The 25,433-nt window shown below is 32.4% G+C and carries 26 protein-coding genes; 22 read left to right on the plus strand and 4 right to left on the minus strand.

The genetic code is table 11. From position 1 onward, the window contains the following. The first annotated feature begins 94 nt into the window (after positions 1-94). From ABD859_RS23020 to ABD859_RS23040, 5 genes are all read left to right on the plus strand, one after another. On the plus strand, positions 95-619 hold the full coding sequence (locus ABD859_RS23020) for an RNA polymerase sigma-70 factor (protein WP_345147145.1): 525 nt from the start codon (positions 95-97) through the stop codon (positions 617-619). 83 nt (positions 620-702) lie between these two features. After that, positions 703-1,626: a FecR family protein gene (locus ABD859_RS23025; RefSeq protein WP_345147146.1), complete on the plus strand. Its 924-nt coding sequence runs from the start codon at positions 703-705 to the stop codon at positions 1,624-1,626. A gap of 73 nt (positions 1,627-1,699) precedes the next feature. Next, positions 1,700-4,984, plus strand: a complete 3,285-nt coding sequence (locus ABD859_RS23030; protein WP_345147147.1) for a SusC/RagA family TonB-linked outer membrane protein — start codon at positions 1,700-1,702, stop codon at positions 4,982-4,984. A gap of 3 nt (positions 4,985-4,987) precedes the next feature. After that, a complete protein-coding gene (locus ABD859_RS23035; protein ID WP_345147148.1) occupies positions 4,988-6,757 on the plus strand; it encodes a RagB/SusD family nutrient uptake outer membrane protein in 1,770 nt (589 codons plus the stop codon). A 322-nt stretch (positions 6,758-7,079) separates the two neighbouring features. Beyond that, positions 7,080-7,460, plus strand: a complete 381-nt coding sequence (locus ABD859_RS23040; protein ID WP_012026140.1) for a SpoIIAA family protein — start codon at positions 7,080-7,082, stop codon at positions 7,458-7,460. A gap of 136 nt (positions 7,461-7,596) precedes the next feature. Here ABD859_RS23040 and ABD859_RS23045 read toward each other — a convergent pair whose 3' ends face one another. From ABD859_RS23045 to ABD859_RS23055, 3 genes are read right to left on the minus strand one after another with little or no spacing between them, the layout of a single operon-like run. Then, complete coding sequence (locus ABD859_RS23045) at positions 7,597-7,821, minus strand: PrgI family protein (RefSeq protein WP_345147149.1); 225 nt, start codon at positions 7,819-7,821, stop codon at positions 7,597-7,599. Positions 7,822-7,850: 29 nt separating this feature from the next. Next, positions 7,851-8,255: a hypothetical protein gene (locus ABD859_RS23050; RefSeq protein WP_345147150.1), complete on the minus strand. Its 405-nt coding sequence runs from the start codon at positions 8,253-8,255 to the stop codon at positions 7,851-7,853. A 22-nt stretch (positions 8,256-8,277) separates the two neighbouring features. After that, positions 8,278-8,772, minus strand: coding sequence for a hypothetical protein (locus tag ABD859_RS23055; protein ID WP_345147151.1), 495 nt, complete (start codon positions 8,770-8,772; stop codon positions 8,278-8,280). Positions 8,773-8,982: 210 nt separating this feature from the next. Here ABD859_RS23055 and ABD859_RS23060 point away from each other — a divergent pair, with 210 nt between their 5' ends. The 3 genes from ABD859_RS23060 (at position 8,983) to ABD859_RS23070 (ending at position 10,659) form a co-directional block, all read left to right on the plus strand. Continuing rightward, a complete protein-coding gene (locus tag ABD859_RS23060; RefSeq protein ID WP_345147154.1) occupies positions 8,983-9,459 on the plus strand; it encodes a CinA family protein in 477 nt (158 codons plus the stop codon). 74 nt (positions 9,460-9,533) lie between these two features. Next, the gene (locus ABD859_RS23065) at positions 9,534-10,223 is read left to right on the plus strand and encodes an SMI1/KNR4 family protein (protein WP_345147155.1); all 690 of its coding nucleotides are present in this window, start codon (positions 9,534-9,536) and stop codon (positions 10,221-10,223) included. Positions 10,224-10,308: 85 nt separating this feature from the next. Continuing rightward, complete coding sequence (locus ABD859_RS23070) at positions 10,309-10,659, plus strand: hypothetical protein (RefSeq protein WP_345147157.1); 351 nt, start codon at positions 10,309-10,311, stop codon at positions 10,657-10,659. A 304-nt stretch (positions 10,660-10,963) separates the two neighbouring features. Here the strand turns inward: ABD859_RS23070 and ABD859_RS23075 are convergent, their stop codons facing one another. Then, positions 10,964-11,881, minus strand: coding sequence for a DsbA family protein (locus ABD859_RS23075; protein ID WP_345147159.1), 918 nt, complete (start codon positions 11,879-11,881; stop codon positions 10,964-10,966). A gap of 165 nt (positions 11,882-12,046) precedes the next feature. Between ABD859_RS23075 and ABD859_RS23080 the strand changes: the two genes are divergently transcribed. From ABD859_RS23080 to ABD859_RS23145, 14 genes are all read left to right on the plus strand, one after another. Further along, positions 12,047-12,364 (plus strand): winged helix-turn-helix transcriptional regulator, encoded by a 318-nt coding sequence (locus ABD859_RS23080; RefSeq protein WP_345147161.1) that lies wholly within the window; start codon positions 12,047-12,049, stop codon positions 12,362-12,364. A 26-nt stretch (positions 12,365-12,390) separates the two neighbouring features. Then, positions 12,391-13,557, plus strand: coding sequence for an immunity 26/phosphotriesterase HocA family protein (locus tag ABD859_RS23085; protein ID WP_345147162.1), 1,167 nt, complete (start codon positions 12,391-12,393; stop codon positions 13,555-13,557). 99 nt (positions 13,558-13,656) lie between these two features. Further along, positions 13,657-14,253 carry an SMI1/KNR4 family protein gene (locus tag ABD859_RS23090; RefSeq protein WP_345147163.1) on the plus strand — a complete coding sequence of 199 codons (597 nt, stop codon included), beginning with the start codon at positions 13,657-13,659 and terminating at the stop codon, positions 14,251-14,253. After that, entirely contained in the window at positions 14,177-14,977 is an 801-nt protein-coding gene (locus ABD859_RS23095; RefSeq protein ID WP_345147164.1) for an SMI1/KNR4 family protein, read from the plus strand. The genes ABD859_RS23090 and ABD859_RS23095 overlap by 77 nt, the downstream gene beginning before the upstream one ends. A gap of 30 nt (positions 14,978-15,007) precedes the next feature. Then, positions 15,008-16,360, plus strand: a complete 1,353-nt coding sequence (locus tag ABD859_RS23100) for a DUF6138 family protein (protein WP_345147166.1) — start codon at positions 15,008-15,010, stop codon at positions 16,358-16,360. A 42-nt stretch (positions 16,361-16,402) separates the two neighbouring features. Then, entirely contained in the window at positions 16,403-16,861 is a 459-nt protein-coding gene (gene tnpA / locus ABD859_RS23105) for an IS200/IS605 family transposase (RefSeq protein ID WP_345147167.1), read from the plus strand. Positions 16,862-17,419: 558 nt separating this feature from the next. Then, positions 17,420-18,367: a DUF6985 domain-containing protein gene (locus ABD859_RS23110; RefSeq protein WP_345147169.1), complete on the plus strand. Its 948-nt coding sequence runs from the start codon at positions 17,420-17,422 to the stop codon at positions 18,365-18,367. 6 nt (positions 18,368-18,373) lie between these two features. Then, entirely contained in the window at positions 18,374-19,126 is a 753-nt protein-coding gene (locus ABD859_RS23115; protein WP_345147170.1) for a hypothetical protein, read from the plus strand. A 17-nt stretch (positions 19,127-19,143) separates the two neighbouring features. Then, the gene (locus ABD859_RS23120) at positions 19,144-19,866 is read left to right on the plus strand and encodes a DUF1963 domain-containing protein (RefSeq protein WP_345147172.1); all 723 of its coding nucleotides are present in this window, start codon (positions 19,144-19,146) and stop codon (positions 19,864-19,866) included. Between the two features lie 9 nt (positions 19,867-19,875). Then, a complete protein-coding gene (locus ABD859_RS23125) occupies positions 19,876-20,823 on the plus strand; it encodes a hypothetical protein (protein ID WP_345147174.1) in 948 nt (315 codons plus the stop codon). A gap of 13 nt (positions 20,824-20,836) precedes the next feature. Then, on the plus strand, positions 20,837-21,586 hold the full coding sequence (locus ABD859_RS23130; RefSeq protein ID WP_345147176.1) for a DKNYY domain-containing protein: 750 nt from the start codon (positions 20,837-20,839) through the stop codon (positions 21,584-21,586). A 5-nt stretch (positions 21,587-21,591) separates the two neighbouring features. Beyond that, positions 21,592-22,179: a hypothetical protein gene (locus ABD859_RS23135; RefSeq protein WP_345147177.1), complete on the plus strand. Its 588-nt coding sequence runs from the start codon at positions 21,592-21,594 to the stop codon at positions 22,177-22,179. A 42-nt stretch (positions 22,180-22,221) separates the two neighbouring features. Next, positions 22,222-22,872, plus strand: coding sequence for an Imm19 family immunity protein (locus ABD859_RS23140; RefSeq protein WP_345147178.1), 651 nt, complete (start codon positions 22,222-22,224; stop codon positions 22,870-22,872). A gap of 40 nt (positions 22,873-22,912) precedes the next feature. Further along, complete coding sequence (locus ABD859_RS23145; protein ID WP_345147179.1) at positions 22,913-25,402, plus strand: DUF1963 domain-containing protein; 2,490 nt, start codon at positions 22,913-22,915, stop codon at positions 25,400-25,402. The last annotated feature ends 31 nt before the right edge of the window (positions 25,403-25,433 follow it).

The raw sequence follows: 25,433 nt of genomic DNA on the forward strand, positions 1-25,433 counted from the left end.
ACATTTATTATTTAATTTAAAGATAACTTTCAGGCAAAAAGCATTGGTTGAACATTTTATTATTTTACACTACTTAATGTTACCCAAATTACCAATGAAGAATCCTGAAATTTTTGAAAAAACGTATACTGATTACTGGCAGAAACTCAATGCCTTTTCCTATACGATGACTCAGGATAAAGATTTGGCACAGAACATAGTTCAGGATGTATTTATCGATTTATGGGAACGAAAAGATGATTTAAATATTAACGCTGTAGAACCTTATTTGTTCAGAGCAGTAAAAAATCAGATTTTTAAACATTACCAGAATAATCGTTTTGATAAGACGATTATGGAAGACAAATTCGAAGATTACATAATCGACAATTTTTCGACTATTGATCCAGAAGTAACGGATTTATTGTATTCGTTACTTGATAAACTTCCGGAGAAAAGAAAAGAGGTTTTACTAATGTATAAATTTCAGGATATGTCAATCGATCAGATTGCAGACGAACTTGGAATTTCAAAACAAACGGTAAAAAATCAAATTTCATCGGCATTAAAACAATTGCGCGAAGGCTTGAAAGATCTGGCCTGGCTGGCACCGATTATCTTTTTTAAACAAAATTTTTAAGATAACTTTCTGTTGATGTTTTCATAATATTTACAGATAGTACGATTTTTCTTTTTGGGTACTTATAGGTAACAATAAGTATTATGATAAAAAGAATTAAACATAGTTTAGAATATTTAATTGATAAAAGTTCAAGAAATAAAACTTCGCAGGCAGAAGAAAATTTATTACAGAATTTTGCTTTAAGCGAATACCAAAATGCAAAATGGGATCAGGCATTGATGGGAAATTCTGATGAGGTTTCTAAAAATATATACGATGGAATTCAGCTTCGAATTGTAAAAAAGAAAACCATCAATCCTTATATAAAATATATGGCAGCTGCCAGTATTCTTTTTCTTGCCGGTTTGGCATTTTTTTACAAACCAATAACTGCAAACGAGAAGCAATTATCATTTAAAACGTCAGATATCCCCAAATCTATCAAATTAAGTGACGGCTCGAAAATTTATCTGGCAGCAAACTCATTATTTCAGTATCCTGAAAAATTTAACGGCGATCAAAGAAAAGTAGTGCTTTTAAAAGGAAATGCCTTTTTTGAAATCGCTAAAGACAAAAAGCATCCTTTTATTATTACTTCCGGCGAAATCAAAACGAGAGTTGTAGGAACTTCATTTCACATTCAAATGTCGAAAACAAAATGTGAAGTAATTGTCGTTACCGGAAAAGTAAATGTTAGTTCAAAAGGGCAAAGTGTTGATTTAATTCCAAATGAAGAAGCTCTTTTTGAATCACAAAAACTTACCAAACAGCTTGCAGATAAATCATTTTTAGTCAATTGGTACAATACAGATGTTACCTTAAACCAGACTACACTTAAACAGGTTATTACAATTTTACAATATAAATACGGTGTTTCATTTCAGTACGATAATGAACAGGTATTAGCGGTGCCGTTAACGGTATTCATTAAAAAAGACGCAGCATTAGAGAATGTTTTAGAACAAATAAATTATATCACCAACCTAAAATTCAAAGTTTATGGCGAAACAGTAAAAGTGGATTAAAAACAAAAAAGCAGCTGCTGAGAACAACTGCCATTAATAATTAAGTATCGATAAAAAAACAATAACTTAAATCATGTATTTTAAACCTTCTTATTTAAATCTAAAGAGTTTTATCTTTTTAGTACTAGCGTTACTAACCATTGAGAGTGGTTTTAGTAAAACTATTTTAAAAAAATCAAAAATAGAAAATAAAATAGAAAAAGCAACTCTGGTTTCTATTTTTTCAAAATTAAGCCAGCAGACAGATTATAAATTCAGCTACGGACAAGCTGTAATTGCTGATAATACAGCATATACTGTAAATTTTACAGGAGAATCAGTTACAGAAATTTTAAGTGATCTTTCTAAAAAAGCCAGTTTTAACTATAACATTAATGGAAAATTAGTTTTAATTCAAAAAACTGCCGCTGCTAAAGTTATTCATGCAAAAGCAGCTGACAAAATTAAAGTAAAAGGAAAAATTGTAGACGAAAACAAAGTGCCAATTCCTGGAGCAACAGTACTTGAAAGCGGTACTACAAACTCTGCAGTTACTGATTTTGACGGTGTTTTTGAACTTTCTGTCGGCGAAGGAAAAACGATCGAAATTTCATACGTAGGTTACAAAAGCAAAACACTTCCTGCACAGGCTGGTTTTATGACCATTCAGTTAGAGCCAAGTACATCAGAATTAAATGAGGTTTTAGTTGTAGGTTATGGTAAACAATCAAAGAAAGATGTTACCGGAGCAGTTACACAATTAGAAGCAGCAAATTTTAAACAAGGTGTAAACGTTTCTGTAGATAATTTAATGCAGGGAAAAGTAGCCGGTGTTCGTGTTGTGAGTACAAGTGGTGAACCCGGAGCAGGAGTAAATGTTACCATTCGTGGTGTAGGATCTATTAGAAGCGGAAGTACGCCATTATTTGTTGTTGACGGTATGCCATTGTCGAATGATGATGTAAGCCCAACGGGAAGTAATGTTGGATTTGGATCTTCATCTGCAAAAAATCCATTAAACTTTTTAAATACAAGTGATATCGAATCGATTACAGTTCTTAAAGATGCATCTGCGGCCGCAATTTATGGAGCAAGAGGGTCTAACGGAGTTGTTTTGGTTACAACCAAAAAAGGATCGAAAGGCGAGGGAACATTAACATTAGATTCTTATATGGGAGTTTCTACTGTCGCTCATAAATTAGATGTTTTAAACGCAGGCGAATATAGAAATGCTATTAAAGATAAATCATTTGATCACGGAGGAAATACTGACTGGCAGGATGTAATTTTCAGATCGGCTATTACAAAAAATAATGCTTTGTCTTTTGCAAAACAAACAGAATCAGGAAATTACTACGCATCTGTTGCTCAAATGGATCAAGAAGGTATTATTCGTAACAGTAATTTCAAACGTCTTTCAGGAAGACTTAATGCTTCTGAATCATTTTTAGACAACAAACGTTTAAAATTAAAATTAAACCTTACAGCCAGCCAGACAACAGACGACGGTGTTCCTACAAGTGACGACGGCGGTTCTAACGGGCAGTTAATCGTACATACTTTAATGGCAAACCCAACTCGTTCTGTATTTGATGCTAATGGAAATTACACCAACTTTAATATGAACGCGCATTATAACCCTGCTTATTTATTAAGTATTTATGAAGATCAAACGCGTACATTGAGAGTTTTAGGAAACTTAGAAACTTCTTTTAGAATAGTTAACGGATTAGAATATAAATTAAATATTGGTATTGACCGTTCTACATCAGAAAGAAACACAACAATCTATCCAAACGTTACAGATATTAGTAAAATAGGTAAATATGTTCAAAATAATCTTGATTCAAAAAACTCATTAATCGAGCATTATTTAACATACAATGTAACATTAGACAAACATAAAATTGAGGCTTTGGGTGGTTTCTCTTATCAAAAATTTGAAAGATCAGGAACAAGTTTCAGTATTGAAGGTATTACAGAAAAAGGAGTTGGTGTAAAACCAGAAATCAATCCCGGATTTAAAGGTATTCTTCCTGTGCTTTCTGGGTATGCTCAGGAAAACGAATTACAGTCTTATTTTGGAAGGTTAAATTATACTTTTAACGATAAATATTTATTGACTGCCTCGATGAGAGCTGACGGTTCTACTCGTTTTGGAGATAATAACAAATACGGTTATTTTCCTTCATTTGCTTTAGGTTGGAACATTTCTAAAGAAAGTTTCTTAGAAAACGTAACAGCTTTAAACAATTTAAAATTAAGAGCAAGCTGGGGACAAACCGGAAATCAGGAAGTTGAAAACAAGATTACAAAAGCAAGTTATTCTTTATCTGGTGCAGATGGATATTACTTGTACGATGATTTAAATTTAGTAAACGGGGTTTCTGTAGTTAGAACACCAAATCCTGATTTAAAATGGGAGGTTGTAACGCAGGCAAACCTTGGTTTAGATTTTAGTTTATGGAATGATAAATTGTACGGAACTCTTGATTATTTCAACAAAACAACTACAGATGCGATCTTAAATATTCCTTCGCCTCCGTTGAGCCCAACACCAACAGTATGGACAAATATTAATCAGGGAAAAATTATCAATAAAGGTTTTGAGTTTATGTTAGGTTCAAAATTAATTGATACTAAAAATTTCAGCTGGAATGTTGATGTAAACGGAGCAACGTTAAACAATAAAATTGAAGACCTTCCGGTTTCAGAAATCTTAACAGGAACTATTTCTGGTCCCGGACAATCAGGAGTAAATGCTAATATTTACAGAAGCGGTTATTCTGCAGGATCTTTCTACTTATTACAACATATTGGTTTTGATCAAAATGGAGCAAACGTTTTTAAAGATCAAAACGGAGACGGTAAAATCGATAACAGCGACAGAGTTATTATTGAAGGTGCACTGCCAACTTTTTACTACGGTATTAATAGTGATATGCGATATAAAAACCTGAGTTTTTCATTCTCAATTATTGGGCAGACTGGCGGATATTTATTAAATAACACAGGTTTAAATGCTTTAAATATTAACAACTTAGCATCAGATCGTAACGTAGCAACAGGATATTATGAGTCTGGAGCAAACCCTGCAAACTCTCCAATTTTATCGACACTTTTCTTAGAAAAATCTGATTTCATCCGATTAAATACAGCTCGTATAGGTTATAATTTAGACTTAAAAGGAGTAAACTGGTTAAACGGATTAACACTTTATGTAACAGGAAATAATCTAATTACAATTACACATTATTCAGGATTTGATCCATTAATTAACAGCCCGAAGCCAAACGGAGGAAACCAGTCTATTGGTATTGATTATGCTGCTTATCCAACTTCTAGAACATTCAGTTTTGGAGCAACTTTAAAATTATAAATCATGAAGAAAAAGACATTTTTAAGTATAAAAATTTTAACAATATTCTCTTTTATTTTTCTCCTAAACAGCTGTACTGATTTAGATGAAGTGGTTCTGGATGAAAAATCAGGAAATTCTGTATCAGATCCTGCGGGTTCTCTTGCAGCTGCTTACGACCGTTTAGGAGACGGAACTTTCGTAGATCACGGTGCTGTTTTTGCCATGCAGGAATATACTACAGATGAAGCCATTTTACCAACCCGCGGAAGTGACTGGGGAGACGGCGGAAAATGGAGAGACATGCACGAGTTTACATGGAGTTCCAGTAATGCCATTATTGTTTCAAACTGGGATTTATTAACAAACGGAATTACACGTTCTTTAACTGCCATAAAATCAGCGCAAGAAACTTCTTTTCCTGAAAAGACACTATTTTTAGCAGAATCTAAAGCGCTTTTGGCTTATTACACATATACAACACTAGACTTATACGGACAGGCTCCCTATAGAGATCCAATGAATCCTAGTGCGCCTTTACAGATTTTAAAAGCAGATACACAGATTGACCAGTTAATTAAAGATGTTGAAGCTTTACTTCCTGATTTGGCTGATATTGGAACACAGCGCACGTACCACGGAAGATTTACAAAACAGGCTGGTTATGCTTTTTTAGCAACGATGTATTTAAATCGAGCCGTATTTAAAGACCGTTACAATGCTTCTTCAAACTTTAATTTTAACGAAGCTGCTGTAACGGGAACAGGAACAGATATGGATCGTGTTATTTACTACACATCATTATTGATCGATTCAGGAAAATACAGTTTAGAAAGCGATTATTTTAAAAACTTTGCAAGAGATAATGAAAATGGTAAAGAGCTTATTTTTGCAATTTCTCAAAAAATAGATTACATCCGCAACGGTTCTAACAGCTTTGCTTATGTATGTATGGAACGTAACCAAAGAACATCTGCAGCAAACAGAGGAACAAATGCAGCTTGTACAACGCCGGAATTTTATGCAACATGGGATGGAAATCATGATGATCCAAGATTTGAACAGCACTATCAATACTCAGACGGAACGTGGTTTATGAACGACGGTACAGATGTAAGTGTACCTGCAACTGACATTGTGCCAAAAAGCAGCCCAAGTCTTCCTTGGTTTCATTTTAACAGAGGAATTCAGGCTGGACTTCAGTATGGACCAATATTATTATCTTCTGGATCTCTTGAAATGGTAGGGAACCGTATTAAAGTTTCTCCGTTATATATGGAAAAAAGCACAACAACAAGAATGAATTTTACGCCTACACTGACATTTGCTGATCCAACAAAATCTGTTTTTGCTCAAAATGAAATAAATCAGGGAGCACGTGTGTTTAAGTACGAATTTGATCCGGAAGGAGGAAACGGAAACAGTAATGTTGATATTCCATTATTCCGTTTAGGAGGAATGTATATAATGAGAGCCGAAGCTAATTTTAGAAAAGGAAATGTTGGTCCGGCTATGGATGATTTAAATATGTTACGTACCAGCAGAAAAAGAGAATCTCTGTTTGGAAATGCTGCCGGAAAAGCACTTACATTTTTAGACGCTCAGCAGTTATATAAAGAATTAGGTTTTGAATTATACTGGGAATTACAAAGAAGACCGCAAAGCATTCGTTTTGGAAAATTTGATTTAGCCGGAACAGCAAAAGCTGCATCACAGCCGTTTAAAAGATTATTTCCAATTCCGCAGACCGTTATTGATCAAAAAGTATTCCAGCAAAACCAGGGATACAATTAAGATTTTGTGTTAGTTTATTTTTTATTTTTTGTAAAAAGCCTGTTTTCGGAAGAAACAGGCTTTTTCTTTTAAAATTGCTAAGTTAATAAATGTATAAAACGCTTGATTACAGTATTTTGAATTATTTATTTTAGTAAATTTACTAGTATGATTTCTGATTTTAATTTATAAAAATCAGTAAAAAAAGCATAGGTATTGTGTAAGAATCAGACGATAAAATGTAAGATATATCTGTTGTTCTATAATTAAATTTGAGCAGCCAGATTATACATTTTAAATGAATCTGGCAAAACTAAAATAATAACTCAAATTGTATAAAATCATGATACATCAAATTGACACTACCGATAATATTGTTGCCTTTAGAGCATTGGCAGAAGTAACAAAAGACGATTTTTTAACAGCAGTTGTTCCTGCAGTCGAACATTTGGTAAAACAAACAAATGAAATCAATTTTTTATTAGTATTGGATACCGATATTAAAAATTTTACTGCCGGTGCCTGGCTTCAGGATGCTCTTTTAGGATTAAAACATTTAGGAAAATGGAACAGAGCTGCAATTGTAACAGATTCTGAAGATATAATTTCTTTTACAAACGGATTTAGTTATGTTGTACCGGGCGAATTTCACGGTTTTAAAAAAGAAGCATTCAATAAAGCTTTAAACTGGGTAGAAGGAAACATTAACCTTCCGGCAAATTAAAAAAATAATTCCACGAGTTTAAAAATACTCATAGTGCGTAAAAATTACCCGGCAAATTAAACATGACATTAATAGAAAATGCCCGTTAGGTATAAAACCTTAACGGGCATTTTCGCAACTAGCAAATGTTTCCCTTTTATTTATTTGCTATTTTTTTATAAACTGCAGCAGATAATAATGGCAGAGCAAGGCTTCCCACAATTGCAGCAGTTTTTGTATGTCCGGTTTTCTTTAAAACAGCTCCAACCAAAAGAGAGCCAAATCCGGCGCACGCCAGCTGTTTTACTGAAAGATTTTTTGTATTGTTTTCTAAAGGTTTGATTCCGTGCAATAGCGGGTCAATAAACTGTAAATTTTCCATGATTTTTACTTATTTAATTAAACGTATTTTTATTTTGTGTTTACATTTTTTTCGTTGTCAGTTTCAGTTTCGATTTTTTCAATTTCCACCTTTTCTTTTTTAATTGCCTGCCTAAGCAAAGCAAAAAGACTCATATAAACATTTGCCATAAATACCAGCGAAAATCCGGCCAAAATGTAACCGCGCCAATCGTTTAACAAAAGTTTATAATTGCAGAGAATTAAAAAAGCAATCGTAACATAATGACTAAAACAATATTCGCAGGTAAGCAGATAAAAAAACTTTCTCGATAAAATATAGCGGTCATTCTGCGATCGTTTGACACACCATTCATGAGGTTCTCTAAAAATTTCTTCGTGCGTTACCGTCCAGCTTATACAGGCTATGGGAACTGCCAGTACAAAAAGCCAGACAATTTGAGCTGTTAAAGTCATAAACCAATTTTTTTACTAATTGTTATTCTCTAGGATGATTTTCAGGATAATGCTCTGCATCAAAATCATCTAAATTTTCCGGAGCATCCTTATCGTCATCAACGCTTCTTTCTATTTCATTTTCTTCCTCTAAATCAGGATTGTATTCATCATTCAGATCACTTTCGGTATCATCATTCGTAATAGCATCATCTTCATTTACCACCCGTTCCTCATTCGGAATATTTTCAGCTCTTACATTATTGTTATTTTCGAAATCCTGTTCCGGATGATTTAAATCTCCAATAAATTCTTCCTGATATTGATACGGATCTTCGTCTCGTGCATAATTATCATTATCAACAAGAGTATTTTGGTCGATTACATCGGGATCACTTTCTCCAAATTCCTGAGGAGTATCATTCTTTAGAATCTGCTTGTATTGGTCCTCATTAGAATAAGTTCCGTCAACAAGTGTATTTTGATCGATATAGTCAGGATCAGTCTGACCATATTCGAAGTTATTTGGCTTTTCCATGACATTTGTATTTAAGTTGTTATTTTTTCACTTAGCATGTTTTACAAATTTAGTTATGAAGGCTTTGGAACTTCTTACAGGAAAATAAGTTATAGCTGCATAATTAACAGTTACTTATAATATAAATATTGTAAGAAATTGTGTAATTTTCATATAAGGGAACCATTTACATTTGAGTAGTAATTTGTTTAATTAAAACATTTAAATAATATGGCTTCTGATAAAGTAACTGCCTGTTGTCAGGCTCTCATAGAAAAAAATCTAACTATTACATTTGTTGAGAGCGCTTCGGCAGGAAAAATGAGTTATGAATTTTCGACAGTTTTTAATTCCGGACGAATATTGATAGGAGGAATGGTATGTTATCACACATCAATGAAAGAAGATTTACTTCATATTCCGTGGGGCACAATAGAAAAATACAGTGCAGAATCTGAAGAAGTTACCAAACTCATGGCACAAAATTTTTATCGATATATGAATTCAGATATTTGTGTTGCTTTAACCGGACTTACCACTCCAGGCGGAAGCGAAAGTGAAGATAAACCGGTAGGTACAATTTTTATTCATATTGTTTTTTCTCATACAGAAACAGCCCGCCGTTATGAATTTAAAGGTAATCCCGAAAGTATCATAAATCAGGCAATTGATGCCGTTGCCGATTTAATTTTGAAAGAAATCAGCTAATGATTTTTTTAAATATAAAAATGACTTATTTTTATGTTCCTAAAAAACAGCGCCAAACTGCTAACCAAAACTGCATGGATACAATTTACACTATTGGAAAAATACATTCAGTAACGCATGCTGACATTCAAGAAATCCAAAATCAGATAACATTTCCGTTACCGGAAGATTATACCGAATTTATCTCTAAATATGGTTTTGGAAACATAAATGAATTATTGATGATCCAGCAGCCTGATCCGGATTTTGTAAAAGTAAATTTTGGAGACTACATGGATTTTTGGGATTTACAAGAGCAGGAAATACCTTCTGTATTAAACTCACTTACTATTGCTTCAACAATCGATGGTGATGTAATTACTGTTATAAACAATACAGATAAACCAATCGTAATATTGCCGCGTCATTCTGAAGAACCCGTTCGCTTTAGAACATTTAAACAAGTAATAGAATATTATAATAATACTTATAAATTCAATAACGACCTTTATTTTGACTGCTATTACAATTCTGAAAGTCATTATATAAGCTTCGTAAAAGACGGCGAACTCAAGAAAAAGCTTTTTGATGATGTACATCAGATTTTTCTAAATACAGTTTCGTTTGATAAAATCTTCAATGCCGAAACACAGCCCAAATATATTATTCAAAAAATAGGAGGCTGGGTATATTTTGATTCTATTGGTAAAAGTGCTGTGAGAGTTAAATATCAAACTCAATTTAAAGAAGAAGCGCAAAAAATCATTAATATTTGTTTGGCTTAAAGTATTCAATTTATGACGTTATTGGATAAATTTTCTATTTTGATAACAGTAATTTTGAAAATAGTTTATCAAATATTAAAATAATATGTCTTATACAATTAAAAAAGAAGAAGTTATTCAGTACAACCCTGATGAATTAAAAAGTTTTAATTTATATATCTATGAATGGATTGATAATCTGCATTTTGCTCTCGATCCAAAATTATTTCTCAACAATGCAGAAGAATACATAACAGAGGCAAAAAAACTTTTTAAAAAAGCTGGATGGCATGGCGACGGTGAAATACAATTAATATGGATTCCCCCTTTTATGTATTCTGATTATGGTTTTGGTGAATTGTCAAAAGGATTTGTAATTTGGCACGTAAAACAAGAGTCGGATGGAATTTCATGGATTCTTTCACCGGATAAAATTCCTTTTTGCGAAAATAGCTGATTAATTCTGAAAGCACATTGATTAAAAAATAATAAAGCCGGAAATAACTTCCGGCTTTATTTATAAAACTAAACGTTTAATACAAAACGAGCTTTTTAATCGTAGTTTATTCATAAATAATCAACCTTCTTATAAGACAATCTTTCGGTGAGTTATGGATCTGTTTACTAATGAATTATTTCTAAATACATATTTTATTTACTATCACGTTTTGTAAATTTTCCCTTCAGAACAATTCGTTGGTAGAAAAAACAATTGCGATTTGACAATTTTACGTTCCGTAGGAAGGTTTGATAATGGGTTTCTATTTTACAAAATAAAGAGAGCCATTTTTAATCGTTTTTTTATCCAGTTTTCCTTTTCTAAATAACTCTTCTAAAATAATCGAAGCGTCATTTACAGAAATCTCCTGAATAACTGCATATTCTTTAGGTGCTAAAGTTGGATAAATTTCAAAAAGTGATAACGTATTCTTATTTTCAAACTTTTTCTTTTTTGCTTCAGGATACAATGCCAAAAGAGCATTTTCATAAGAAGCAAAAGGCTTAGATCCGTAAACAGTTAATTGATTATTATTTCCGTCAGAGAAAAAGAAAGTTGGAAAACCTCTAACACCAAGTTTTCTTGCCAGGCTTAAATCGTCCTCAAAAAGTTTTTTTGCATCGCCGTCATAATCTGTTTTTAATCTTTCTATATCAAGATTGGCTGTTTTGGCTGCATCGGCAATATTTTCCCATTTGGCAATATTTTTCTTTTCCAGATATAAATTTTCACGTAGAATGCGCATAAACTGAATCGCTTTTTCTTTACTCTGTATTTGTGCCGCTTTCATGGCAATACAAGACGGATAAGAAGAATCAAGCGGATCTTCAAGCCATACATTTCCATCAATTGGCATTTCATAATACAAACTCGCTTCATCCCAATGATGCGCTACATCAGACGGTTTGCTTATACCACCGCTGTTGTAGCTCCAATCTGGCAGTAAACCGCCCATGCGGTAATCAATTTCAAAATCATCGCCATATTCCAGCTTTAATTTTCTAAGCTGCGGTTCAATTCCCCAGCAAGACGAACAAATTGGATCAGTATAATAAATTATTTTAACAGGTTTGTTTTCAGATTTAATAGAAACTGTTTCATTTGATTTTTCAGTAACTGGCATTTCACACATTCCATTTTCAGGATCGCATAATAACGGATTTGTTGTATTCTCGTTCATTTTCGAATTAGTTTGCGATTGACAGCTCGCACTGCAAATCAAGATTAATAATAGCGGCAGTATTTTCATAAAAGTCTTTTAAAATGTACGCTCGGCTTTCTTATTTTTATAATTTTATCACAAAGTTCGTTTGTATTTAATCACAAGTCAATTAGTCAAAAAAACATGACTACAGAAAACAAATCCCAAAAAGAAAGTGAATGTCCGGCAGAAGGACTTTTAAAATTATTATCAGGAAAATGGAAACCGCAGATTTTTTTATTGGCTGTAAATGGTCCAATACGTTTTAACGGACTTTTGCGTGACATTAAAGGCGCCAACAAACAATCGATATCTACCGCATTGCGCGAACTGGAAGAATTTGGGCTTCTGGATAAAAATGTCATCAAACTAAAACCGCTTCACATCGAATATAATCTATCAGAAAAAGGAAAATCACTTATTCCGGTTTTTAAACAACTGGAATTTTTTTCTGAGAAATAATGCACTTCTTTAAATATTAAAAAAATATGGAAAATATCTTGTTTGAACTCACAAATGATGAGAGAAAGTATCTTGGGCTTTTGCCGGTAGAAAAAAACTGGGAACTTATAAAATTAAAAGATATGTATTTGTATTTTGACGGAGATATTATAAGAAAGAAAATTACAGTATCAGAAAATCAATATCTGGAACAGGAACTTTTAGAAAAAACAGCAGAGAACAGATCTGTACTTCTTCCTAAAACTGCAAAAGGAAAACCGAAGAAATTAAATTTTACAGCAACGCAGTCATTTAGCCCGTTTGGTGTATATTTTAGTTTTTCGGCCGGACATGTTTTAATTTCAAATTATACCACACAAACGAATTATTTTTCTGGAAAAACGAAGGAAGATAAAACTATAAATGGTTTAAAAATCTGGCTGAAAGATTGGATAAAAGAAACGACCCAAGATGATTTAAAAGAAATTGAAAGTTTTAAACAGGCAAAACGCCAAAACTGTAAATTTAAGGAAGGAGATTTTTTTGCATTTAAAATTGGCAGAAAAAGATGGGGATTTGGGCGAATTTTATTAGACATTGCTAAACTAAGAAAGAATAAAGACTTTACAGAAAATAAAAACTACGGATTAAAGAACTTGATGGGAAAACCTCTTATCGTTAAGGTCTATCATAAAATTGCCAACACGCCAAATATTAATTTAGATGAACTAATTCATTGCGATGCACTGCCATCGCAAGCGGTTATGGATAATCACTTTTTTTACGGAGAAAATAAAATTATAGGTAACAAAGACTTAGAATTTAGTGATTTAGAAATGCTTATTTCATACAGTAAAAGTATTAGTGCTATCGATAACGAAACTGTTTATTTGCAATACGGATTGATTTACAAAGAAACACAATCATCAAAGTTTGATAAGTATTTAATTTCTAAAGAAAAAAGCAGTAATGGCTGGCATGAACCAAATCCGTATAGAAATGAAGGAATTGGTTTTGGATTAGATACAAGCGATTTAGAAAAGTGCATTCAGGAAAAATCAAACAACGCCTATTGGAATAATGGTTATTATTCTAAAGACAGAGATCTTCGTAATCCAAAAAATATCGAAATTAAAAGAGAGATTTTTTCATTCTTCGGATTAGATGCCGATAAAAATTATGAAGAAAATTTTAAGTTGTTTAAACAAATTTAAAACCATCTCGCGAACCTAATTTTTTTTGTTTTCATAAAGTAATTGCAATCTTACAAAGAATTGTGTATTTTCACTTTAGTAAATATATAAGCCGTTGTTATGATTGAAATACTTAGAAAAGAAGATATTCTGATTCCGTTTAACCAAATTGGCGATGCGGACTGGAAAATAAACACTCAAAAAATTATTGAGCAAATTGCAGATAATTTTGGAGATGATTTAAAAAAGCCTGTTTCAAAAGAAGAAATTCTGGCTCTTGAAACAAAATTAGGAACTACACTGCCGGAAAACCTCAAACTTTTTTACCAGACATTTGGAATTGCAGATATTGGCGAACAGCTTCAGGATTTTACAGAAGTTGACTGGATTAAAGATATCTGGGCAGATGCACCGCAATACGGTCCTGATTTTACGGATGAAGATAACGCTCTTTTACCATATTTAATTTCTTTCAGCGACTATTTAGGCAACGGAAATATGTTTTGTTTTCACAGCGAAACCAAAGAAATCTATTATTACGATCACGACGATAAGCCGTATTTAACCAAAATGTTCGATACTGTCGATGATTATCTTAAAGGCTGTTTGATTTTTGCACAGGCAGATTTTGCAGAAAATAATGAAGCTGAAAATTGGGCAGAAGAAATTGTTATACAGTTTCTTGGAGAAAAAACAGTTAAAAAATGGAGATACTAAATCTCCAATAAATTATATAAAAGCCAAAATGAATTATATCAAGAAAATTAAACGTCTTTACAATCTTTCTGAAAATGACAACTATGGTTTCTCAGAAAATGAAATTGCCGCACTTGAGAAAAGACTCAATATACAACTTCCGGAAAAATTTAGAGAATATTATTTAGAATTAGGAAAAGAAGAAAATCTAAACTACAGCTTTAACAGACTTTTAAAACCAGACGAAATAGAGTTAACAGACGATAACTATTTGGTTTTTTATGAAGAAAATCAAAATGTGGCTGTCTGGGGCATTAAAAAAGAAGATTTAATAGAAGATAATCCGCCAGTTTACGGCAATTACGATACAATCGAACAGTCTGAATGGGAAGTTGAAACCCAGACAACCGAAAACTTTTTCTTTTTCATGGCTGTTTTTAGCGGCACGCTGGGCGGACTGCAGTATAACGGAAATTATATGGGAGAAATTGAACCCGAAATTGTAAAATTTGTAGAAGAAAACTGGAAACTAGTTCCGGAAATAAGCAGAGATAATCAAAAAGTCTACAGCGATCAGTTTTACGATGTAATCAGCCTTTCTTTCGATCAAAATAATAAATGTTTAGCGGCATTTATAGGTTCAAGCAGTCAGGAACGTTTTGATGAAATTCTGGACTGTATAGAGATTGACTGGTCTTATCTTTCTTATGATGATGAGGAAGCGTATGAAGATGAAGAAGAATAATCAAATTAAAAAAGAGGCAATAAATAAAGCATGAGACAATTAAATTATCTTGTAAAAACAGAAGGAAACGAAGCACTTTTAGAACGATTTATAGAAGCCGTAAATAACGGCACCATAAAACTCGATAAAGATTATCCAAATCCATATCTGCTGGATTCAGGCGAAAAATTTCTGAACAGCTCTGTAATTGAATACTTTTTTCAGACAAGACGATTTTCAAAAGAACTTTATGTAGACTTTTTTGAAAAACTAAGAAAACTAAATGGCTTTAATGAAATTAGCTACACGATTGGAGAATGGATTAAGAAACGTATAACAGAAAAGTTTTTTGACAAAAATGAGCAATATTGGACTGAAATCTGGACTAGAAAAACAAATCCGGAAATTTCGATATCTGAAGAAGAAAAAGAAATTTTATCTTTTGTATGTTATGTTGCTGTTTGTCATATCAAATACGGTCCAAGTTATGCCACAGTTACAGCCAATAGGTATTTTGATATTGTAACACAATTAGGCTCAGACGAAGTAGAACAGCTTAAGAAAAACGGAACTGGAAAACTTCCTAAAGATTTAACGCAGTATAAAGACACAGACTTTACAGGCAAAGCAAATGATGTTTTTGCTTCAATAAATATAAAGCTGGCAAATGATAATGAAGAAAGTTATAAAAAAGCTCTGCAGTTTATAAACAATCTCCTGAAATCTGATTTTCCTAAAAGTTACGAAATAAGTTTTTCATCAAAACAAAAAGAACTTCTGCCTATAAAAGGACTTTCAAAATGCGGACAGAATTATTTATTTGCCGGAGCTGTAAAATATCCAAATCTTCATAAAAATATTTTAGAATATGTAAATCTTGCGAAAAAAGAATATGAATGGTACAACAATTTAGAAGACGAAAATTGCGCTATGCCGTCGACTTTTGCTGTCTTTGCTTTAGGCTTACAAGATGAAAAATATTTTGATACTCTGATTGACTACTATAAAACTGTTGATGAAGAACATCAATCTATTCAAGCCAAGTTTACGCCTGTATTTTTAGAGAAATTCGGTATCAGCGAAAAGTCTATAAAAGTATACATCAATGCCATTTTATCGATGCAGGAACATCCACATAATAAAAATTTCATTTCATATTTTACAAATGAAAAAAGCCTGAAATTATTACTGGACAGTAAAGAGAATTTTGTTGATTACTATTTTACAAAAGAAGATTTAAAAGAATACTCAGACAGCGGTAACGACGCTCAGGAAATGGCGGATTATTGCTGGGAAAGTGTCATGTATACCACTTTTGGACAAAGCAAAAACTTTTCTAAAATAAGTAAAACACTTACTGATACAGAAAAGAAAATATTTGAAAAATTACAAGTGAACGGATAGAATATGTTTTTAAGAACATCATGCAGGTAAAAAAATATCAATATGGCAAATACATATACACAATTACATATACAATTTGTTTTTGCTGTTAAATATAGAAAAGCATTAATTGCGAAAGAATGGAAAGAGAGACTGCATCAATATATAACTGGAATTATTCAGTCAAATAATCATAAGATGCTTTCTATAAATAGTATGCCGGATCACATTCACATATTTATAGGAATGCGTCCAACACAATCTATATCTTCCTTAATTCAAAATGTAAAAACTGAAACCAGTAAGTGGATTAAAGAGGAAAGATTGTCTTTAGATTTTGCATGGCAGGAAGGATATGGAGCTTTTTCTTATTCGAGAAGTCATGTTCCTAATGTGATTCGTTACATACAAAATCAGGAAGAACACCATAAAAAAGAAACATTTTTAGAGGAATATCTGAAAATATTAAAAGCATTTGAAATTGAGTATGATGAACAATATGTTTTTATTGATCCAATGTAATTTCAAACGTCCCTACGGGACGATTTTGGATTGTGGATTATATTAGTTACCAACGAAATGTTCCTCTGGAACAAGAACGAAATGGTGATGCCAATATCAATATGCAAAGCAAAAAAAAATGTTCCGTTAGGAACATCTCGTTGGTAGAAAATTGATTGTGGTGATTTCACGTTCCGTAGGAACGTTTGATTTTGATTATTATAATTCAAACGTCCCTACGGGACGATTTTGGATTGTAGATTATATTAGTTACCAACGAAATGTTCCTCTGGAACAAGAACGAAATGGTGATGTCAATATGTTATCACTATGCAAAGCAAAAAAATGTTCCGTTAGGAATATCTCGTCGGTAGCAATTGCAAAAAAATGTTCCGTTAGGAACATCTCGTTGGTAGCAATTGTAAAAAAATGTTCCGTTAGGAATATCTCGTTGGTAGCAATTGCAAAAAAAATGTTCCATTAGGAACATCTCGTCGGTAGAAAAAAAATGATTGTGGTGATTTTACGTTCCGGAGGAACGTTTGATAACCATGATGTGGAATTTAAAAAAATAAAAATATGTCAAACGCAGCAGCAATCATAAACGAAATAGATACTTTTTTAGATAAATTTTCTCTAAAGAAAAACAAGCTCACAAAAGAAGATTTAATTCATTTTATTGAAGAAAAATGGCACGAAGCCGATGATGAGAAATACAGTATTTATCAGGCTTATATTATTGCCGGCAGAATGACAAATGAATATATTTGGGCAAAAGATTTCCAAAATATGATGCGTTGGTTAGAAATAAGCGACCGTCATACAGCTTCGGGGCGCAATGAACCTTATATTCGAAATTATTATAAAGGCCAGTGCTGTCTGGAATGCGGTAATGAAGAAAAAGCATTAGAATATTTCTACTTATGTTATAATGGAAACCCGGATTACATATTTACCAGAGCGCCGTTTTGTTATGAATTTTTCAATAAACATTTAGAAAATCCGCGTACACTTTCAAATCAAGAATATGACGATGAAGAAGATTTTTTTGATTCCATTGAATTACAAGAATGGCAGTCGTTTTTTAATGAAGAAGATGCTTTTATAAGCTGTGAAATTTTATCTCATGATGAAGACGAGAATGAAGAAATCACACAAGAACATGAAAATGGAATCGAATATCTTCAAAACAACCAGACGAAAGTACTCGAAAGCATTTTAAAGGAACTATTAAAAATATATCCAGAACAACAGAAAATCTATGGTTACAGTGAAGAAGACAAACCGGATTTTATGCCGGATATTAAGGAAATAAAAGGTTTTGCTGATTTGATTTCGCCATTGACAATTTACATTACTTCTGTTTTTAAAGATGGTATTCCATACATTGGTTTTCTGTTTTCCTGCTCTTGGGACAGTGAACATGGTTTAGGATTTATGACACATAAAGACAGAATTGTGGAAATTGGCGGTGCCGATACAGCATTTTTAACCTGGATTGCCGAAGAAGATAATAACAAACTTTAATGTTTTATGGATCAGGAATTAATAAAGATATTTACAGCTTTAGCAGAAGGAAAACTTTCAGGAGAAGAATGGCTGAAATGGTTTGATACTAATAAAGATTTAGTTGAAAAAGACTGCGGAAGAACCGCTTTTTTAAAGATAAAACCAAAAGCAAATCTTAGTACAGCCGGAAATGCTTTTGCAGCGCAAACGGCAGTTTTTAAATGGCTCAAAACACAAAATATAAATGCTGATCTAAATGACATTTATGAAAAAGAGTATAACGCAGAATTTGAAGCCTTTTGCAGAGCAGAAAAACAAAAAGAAAAAGACAAACGAAATTTTGTAAAAGATAATTTCGGTTATATCGAAAAGGAATATCCAAAATTTTTCAAACAATTGGTGAAGACTTTTGATACTTCAAATCAAATTGAAAAAGGAAAAACAGAAGCTGTAATTTTAGATAAAGAAACAGACTTAGAAATTTCATTTTCAGCTGATTTAAAAACATTTTGGAACACAATTTCAAAATTAGAATTAGAAGGAATCACAATCGATTTTGAACATATTTTTCTGGAAACATTTAATGAAAAAGAATACTTGGTTTTGGGAGAATTCTGGCTTCATGGTGACGGCGATTTACTATTGTATAATGCTGAAAATGGTCAGATTTCAAGTTATGCCCACGAATACAGACCGCCTAAAATAATAAAACTAGCAGATTCCATGACCGTTTTATTAGAAAAAAATATTACAGCTTATTTGAAATCATACGAATAACTTTTAGCAGAAACAAAATGGAAAATCAAATTTTTGATATTATAGAATTACGTCCGGCAACTAAACATTATTATGGAGACAGTTTAAAAATGCCGGAAATATTGTTAGAAGACGGACTGCTTGTAAAAGCCAGCACGCTCGATATTCCGTTAGGACATTCGCGTTATGGCGGACCAATTGCTGATCTTCCTGAAAATTTCGATTATCCGGAAGACCTGCGTTTTGCCGCTCAGTTAGATTTAAAACAAATTGCACCGCACGACATGTACGGACTTTTGCCTAAAACGGGACATTTGTTCTTTTTTGCAGATATCATGGAAGACAAAGGTTTGGTTGTTTATGCAGATATTGATAACAGCGAATTAGTAAGAGTTGTAAAAGATCATGAAGATAATTTTTTTGAAGGCGTTTTAATAAAAGAAGCTTTTGCAACAACCGAAAAACTTTCTGACCGATACCGTGATCCTGAAGATGAATACGAAGAAGAAGATGCCAACGACGACGGTTTAATATGGGATTATTTTGAAGGAAGCGAAACCTCAAAAATCTTCGGAATCTTTACACATTGCCAGGCACAGGAACAGCAGATTTTAGACGTGGTCAATTCTGATAAACTAGTCCTTTTGCAAATTGGCGAAAACGGATTTAATGACGAAGGCGTTTTCAGCGTTTTAATAGAGCTAGAGGATTTAAAAGCGCTAAATTTCAGTAACTGCGAATTTCATTGGGGACAATCCTAAAAATAAAAAATGAAAAAGAAATATTTATTTATGAGTGCTGTTTTGCTGCTTTTTTCAGCCATTCAAATATCTGCCCAACAAAAAATGAATAAAACAGAAAGCAGTCAAAACAGTAAAGGAATGTTATTTACTTTAAAATACGAACATCAGGACTGCTCTTACGAAATATTGGTTAATGATATACCTGTGATGGTTTATTTTGGGCTGGGCGGCGGTTTTTCGTTAGGAAAAGAAATTAATCAATATATTTTAAAACCCGGTAAACAGGAAATTGCAATTAGATTATATCCTCAAAAGAAAGACGAAACGTCTTTTGATGAAACGATAAACAAAACAGCAAAAGTAAAAATAAGCGTTAAGAAAACTACAGAACCGTTGTCTCTTTTAGATAAAGCAGAAGCGAGAGGAAAAGGAATACAAACAGAATGGGAAATCCTGACTTTTGAAACGCCAAAAGTTGAAACCAATACGGCTTATCTTGAGTTTAAAACCTCTTTTAATGTAATTGATAAAGATATTTCATGGAAAATTAACGGCTGGAACAAAAGTAAAGATTTAAAAAGTGAACCTGATTTGAGAAAACAGGTTGATGCTTTTTATACCAATTTCAAGAACATTTTGGAATCAAAGAAACAAGAAGATTACTTAAAATTATTAAAAACCAGCATTCACGAAGAAGCTTTGTCTAAACCCTGGATGGGAGAGAATTTTGAAAAAGACTTATCAAATGAAATCCTGAAATACGCCAGTGAAGAACGCAACTTTATTTACCCATGCCAGAATGCCGAGCTTAAATTTTATGGAAATGGTAAAATTGTGACATTAGTCTGCAAAGACATGTTGTCTTACGGTTATTCTCCTTTGATTTCAAAAACTGCTAAAAGTGCGATGCCCAAAGTGCATACCTTTTATTTATACAAACCTGAGAATTCTAATGAATTAGAAATAATCAGATAGAAAAACATATAAAATGATTAAAGAAATTGGACACGGATACAAAATCATAGATAATAAATTTATTCTTTTTTACGATAGTGAAGTTTTTAAGAAATTGTATAAAACTATTGATTTTGAAACTTTTCAAATTACAGCAACAAATGCCAAATCAGAAGATGATTTTGCTTCAACAATTTATTTTTCAGATAAAAATCATATTTATCTGCAAAGTGCCTTTTGTAGTTTTTGTATTTTAGAAGATGCATTTCCAAAGGATTTTAAAGTAATTGATATCAGTAAATGGTATACTTTTTCAAACGGAAATTATTACCGTCACAGCGATAAAATGCCTTTTGATTACAGTAAAGCAAAATATCTTAATGATTATTATGCTGTCGCAGATGATAAATTGTATTTTGGAGACACGGTTTTGGTTGAAAATGTTGATTTAGCATCTTTCACAATACCGTATACTGAATTAATAGGCAATCTTGGAAAAGATAAAAATCATGTGTTTTTTAAAGGAAAAATAATTCCGGATGCCAATCCACAGACGTTTAAAATTCTCGAAACTTGTCTGGACGGCATCTATTATCTGGAATGCGATAATGCTTTTTATGCTAAAGATGATAAACAAGCCTATTTTGTACGCACGATAAGCGATGAAGTAAAAATAATCAAAACCAAAAGCCTGAATGATTTTCATTTTAAAGTAATCGACGAAAGAGGATATGCTTTTGATAAAGAATACAGTTATTATATGGGAAAACGAACTAAACTATAAGCAATATGGCAATATATAAATTCAACGAAGTACTAAACGATCTTATGGATTATTTCATTCTTGGCGATGTAGATTGTTTAATGCAATATAAAATCGAAAATGATCTGCCGGATGATCTTCTAACGGAATTCACAACTGAAGAAACCGGAGATCAGGTTGTAGAAGAGGGAGTAATTGTACCGATGATTGGAATAGAAAATTATCCGTATACCGTTTATTTTAATCTTTCAGATGACGTTCCCGAATTATTAAAACCCGGAAACGAACTGCAGCACAAACGCGATGGATATTGTCTTACGGTTGTAAACGGCAGAATTTATTTATATACGATTCCGTATTTAAGAAATTTTACAAAAGAAAAAGTCGATTTGCTAAAAAAATACAAACACGCAACAATCGAACTTCCAAATGGTTTTTACAGCGTTACGATTTTAGCAGGTTTAACAAAGCAGACTTTACAAATTAAAACAGAATCAGGGCAAGTAGAACAAGTGGAAGATATGGAACCTACTTTTGAATTTTTGATAAAACCTTCGGCTCAAAAACCCGATTTTACAGCAGATTTTACATATCCGTTTAAAATAGAATTCTAAAATCAATTTAATTTTTCTTTAGAATAAAGCGATTACTATAGTATGAATAGACAAATACAAATAGAAGAATTAACCCAAAATACTTTTTTCTGGAAATACTATTTCTGCTGGTCGCGTGGTTACGATGAAAAAGAAGAAATCAATATCGATGAGGTTCTGGAAGTTGTAGATACCAATGAAGAAGAAGCTTACGATTGGGAAAGAATATTTTTTAATCAGGACGATATCGAAGAAAACCCAAGATATGTTGCAGGAAAAATAAACAACGATTTAAATTTTGCCGTAGAATTTGCCGAATATGAAATCAACTTTTTTCTGAATGATATTTACATTGGCAATCTTGGCGGTCATTTTGAAGCCTGGTTTTTTACATTAGAAGAATTACTGGCTTTTGAAAAATATCCAAATCTTTTTCTTCTTTTCCTTCCAATGACAGGAATAATAGAAGATCAAAAAACGATTTTAAAACCTTTTATTATTAAACATTTAAATACAATTCCAAAATTTGAAAAACATTCAGAATATCTGGCAGATTGTATTTTAAATGGTTTAATTATAGAATCGCCATTTCAGCAGACAGAAGGAATTGGTTTAACCAATAATCAAAATCACAGCGTACGTAATATATCAGATTATCCGCGTTATAAAGAAGAGGTAATAGAATTGAATAAAATTCTGACGACTCTGAAATAACTGATTTCAAAAATTATTATATAAGCCAAAATAGTCTTTTATGAACAATCAAAAATTTGAAACCGAAACATTTTCTCTTCTAATTCCTTCTGTTTACACCGATATGCAGGTAGTTTGGGAAAGCATTCGGGCAGCACACGAACAGCCTGATAGTGATTATTTATCTTATGCGACGACAACCCTTATCCCTGCAGCATTTTTTGATCAATTTACTGGAGAAAATATTGTTTTGCGTTTTTGGGAATCGTGTAAACCGAAAAATGAAGAGATCGAATTACTGGAAGAAAAAACAGTCTATTTAGGAAACCTCGCTGTGCCGGTTCAACTAATGAAATCAGAAGAGGATATTTTCTACTATTATAGTATTGTTCAGATAAGCGATACATTTTGTTATATTTTTAAAGGCGATTGCAAAATAGAGAATCGAAGTTTCTACGAACCATTATTTGATGAAATATGGCAGAGTCTTGAATATTTTGGAAATCCTCAGGAAGCGATTGATAAACTGCCTAAATTTTTACTTGATTTTTATTATCATAAAGAATCAGAAAATAATTTAAGCAATGAAGAAGAACAATCAGAAGAAAACGATATTCTTCCCGCTATAGAAGAATTCTCTATTCCGGAAGATGGAAAAGAATATTGGATTATAGATGATATTGAATTGCAGTTTTTACCAGAATGCAGTGAATCTGTAGACAGAACTTTATATGTTAATCTGGAAGGAATTATTCCTGAATTTGATGAGAAAAAGCATGGTTACATTATAGATTCGTATAATGGAGCTGTGGCATTAAATTTTTCTCTTAGTCAGATATATAATCAGGGAATACCAACCGGTATTGTTCCGTTTGAAAAAGGAAGAGACGAAAGTTATAATCACTATTTATGGGATCGTGGTTTTAAATATTCACTTGGTTTTACAGGGAATGTTACTTTAAAAGAAGGATGGATAGGATTAAACGGTTATCTGGAAGATAAATGGGAACCTAAAAGATTTAAAATAAGTTTAGCTAAAAAAATAGCGATACAAGATCTAGAATGGGAAAAATACGATTTTACCCTGCTCAAAGAATTAGAAAAGACATCGCCTAAAATCGTACGTCAATTAAAATTAAAAGATCCAGATCCAACAGAATTAAGAGAAGAGCTTCATTCATTAGTTAATTTGGAATCGCTTACAATTCAGTTTTCAAATAACAGTAAAGAAGCTGAAGCTTTTACTGAAATACCTTCATCAATCAAACATTTTAAGAATTTAAAAAGTCTGCATTTTTCGGGAATTTCGGCAGTTAGCAAGTTTCCGGAATGGATTGGAGACCTTCAGGAATTGGAATTTCTATTGCTGGCAGGAAGTAAAGCAGAAGGAATTCATCCGTATACAATTCAGTATCTTTCAAATCTTAAATATTGTTATCTTGAAAATAACAATTTGGAGTCGGCTCCTAAGTCAATACCTGATAATCTGGAAGTTTTACATTTAGAAGGAAATCAGCTGACCGATATTCCAAATTCATATACTCAGTTAACAAATCTCCGAAAACTGCATATTAGAAATAATCCTTTTAAATCGCTTCCTTCGGGACTTGAAAATATTCCGGAACTTGATTTAGAACTGGAAAAGAAAATGACTTTTCTGGATTATACTTATAAAGGCGCAGATAATAGTGGTGTAATTCCATTTAACAATGAATTATTTTATGCCCGTAACGATGCAGAATTAAATTCAGATCTAGAAAAAGCAATTAACGAAACAGATTTTCAGAAATATGAAAAAGGACTTTCTAATATTGCTCGTCATTCAGTAAATTTTGTTACTACAATTCCTGATACTTATGATGAATTGGGAAATACAAGAATGGGAGGACTTCCGGATTTACCTGTAAATGTCGATTATCCTACGCTAACAATTGATGAAGAAAAAAAAGGTTATCAGTTTATTGCTCAAATAAATTGTTCTTTTATAGCCGGTTTACAGGATTATTTGCCTCGCACCGGAATACTTTACTTTTTTATTAATGATCAGGAGGATTTCTCTGCAAAAGTCATTTATTATGATGGAGAAATCGAAAAATTAAAATCGGCAAAAGAATTAAATATTGATGAAGATTTTATCTATGATGAAGCTGGTATTTTTCATCCATTTAAGGTTGATTCTGCAAAATGTGTAAGTCTTCCATCATTTTATAATGATGAGCAGTATTATGAAGAAACTGCACCTGAATTAAAGGAATTAGAAGAACTATATGATGAAACCGAAGCACTTCAGGAATTGCTTTTGCCTTTTGATACAAAATCTTCTCACGGCATTAACAATTATGTGTTTAAACAGCATGATTCACCTGAAATAGAAGCAGTAAATAAACTCAAAGGAAAACCAGAAGAATGGATGGTACTATTGCGTGTAAGCAGTGACAACAATCCTGGCTTTAGTTTTTGGGATGCCGGCGAAATTTATTTTGTTATTCACAAAAGCGATCTTGCAAAAAAGGATTTTTCAAATGTGTATTGCGGACTAGAAACCAGTTAGGTATTAATATTTAGTATCAAAAATAAATTGA

Origin of the sequence: Flavobacterium ginsengiterrae (genome assembly GCF_039539785.1) — a bacterium.
GTDB lineage: Bacteria > Bacteroidota > Bacteroidia > Flavobacteriales > Flavobacteriaceae > Flavobacterium > Flavobacterium ginsengiterrae.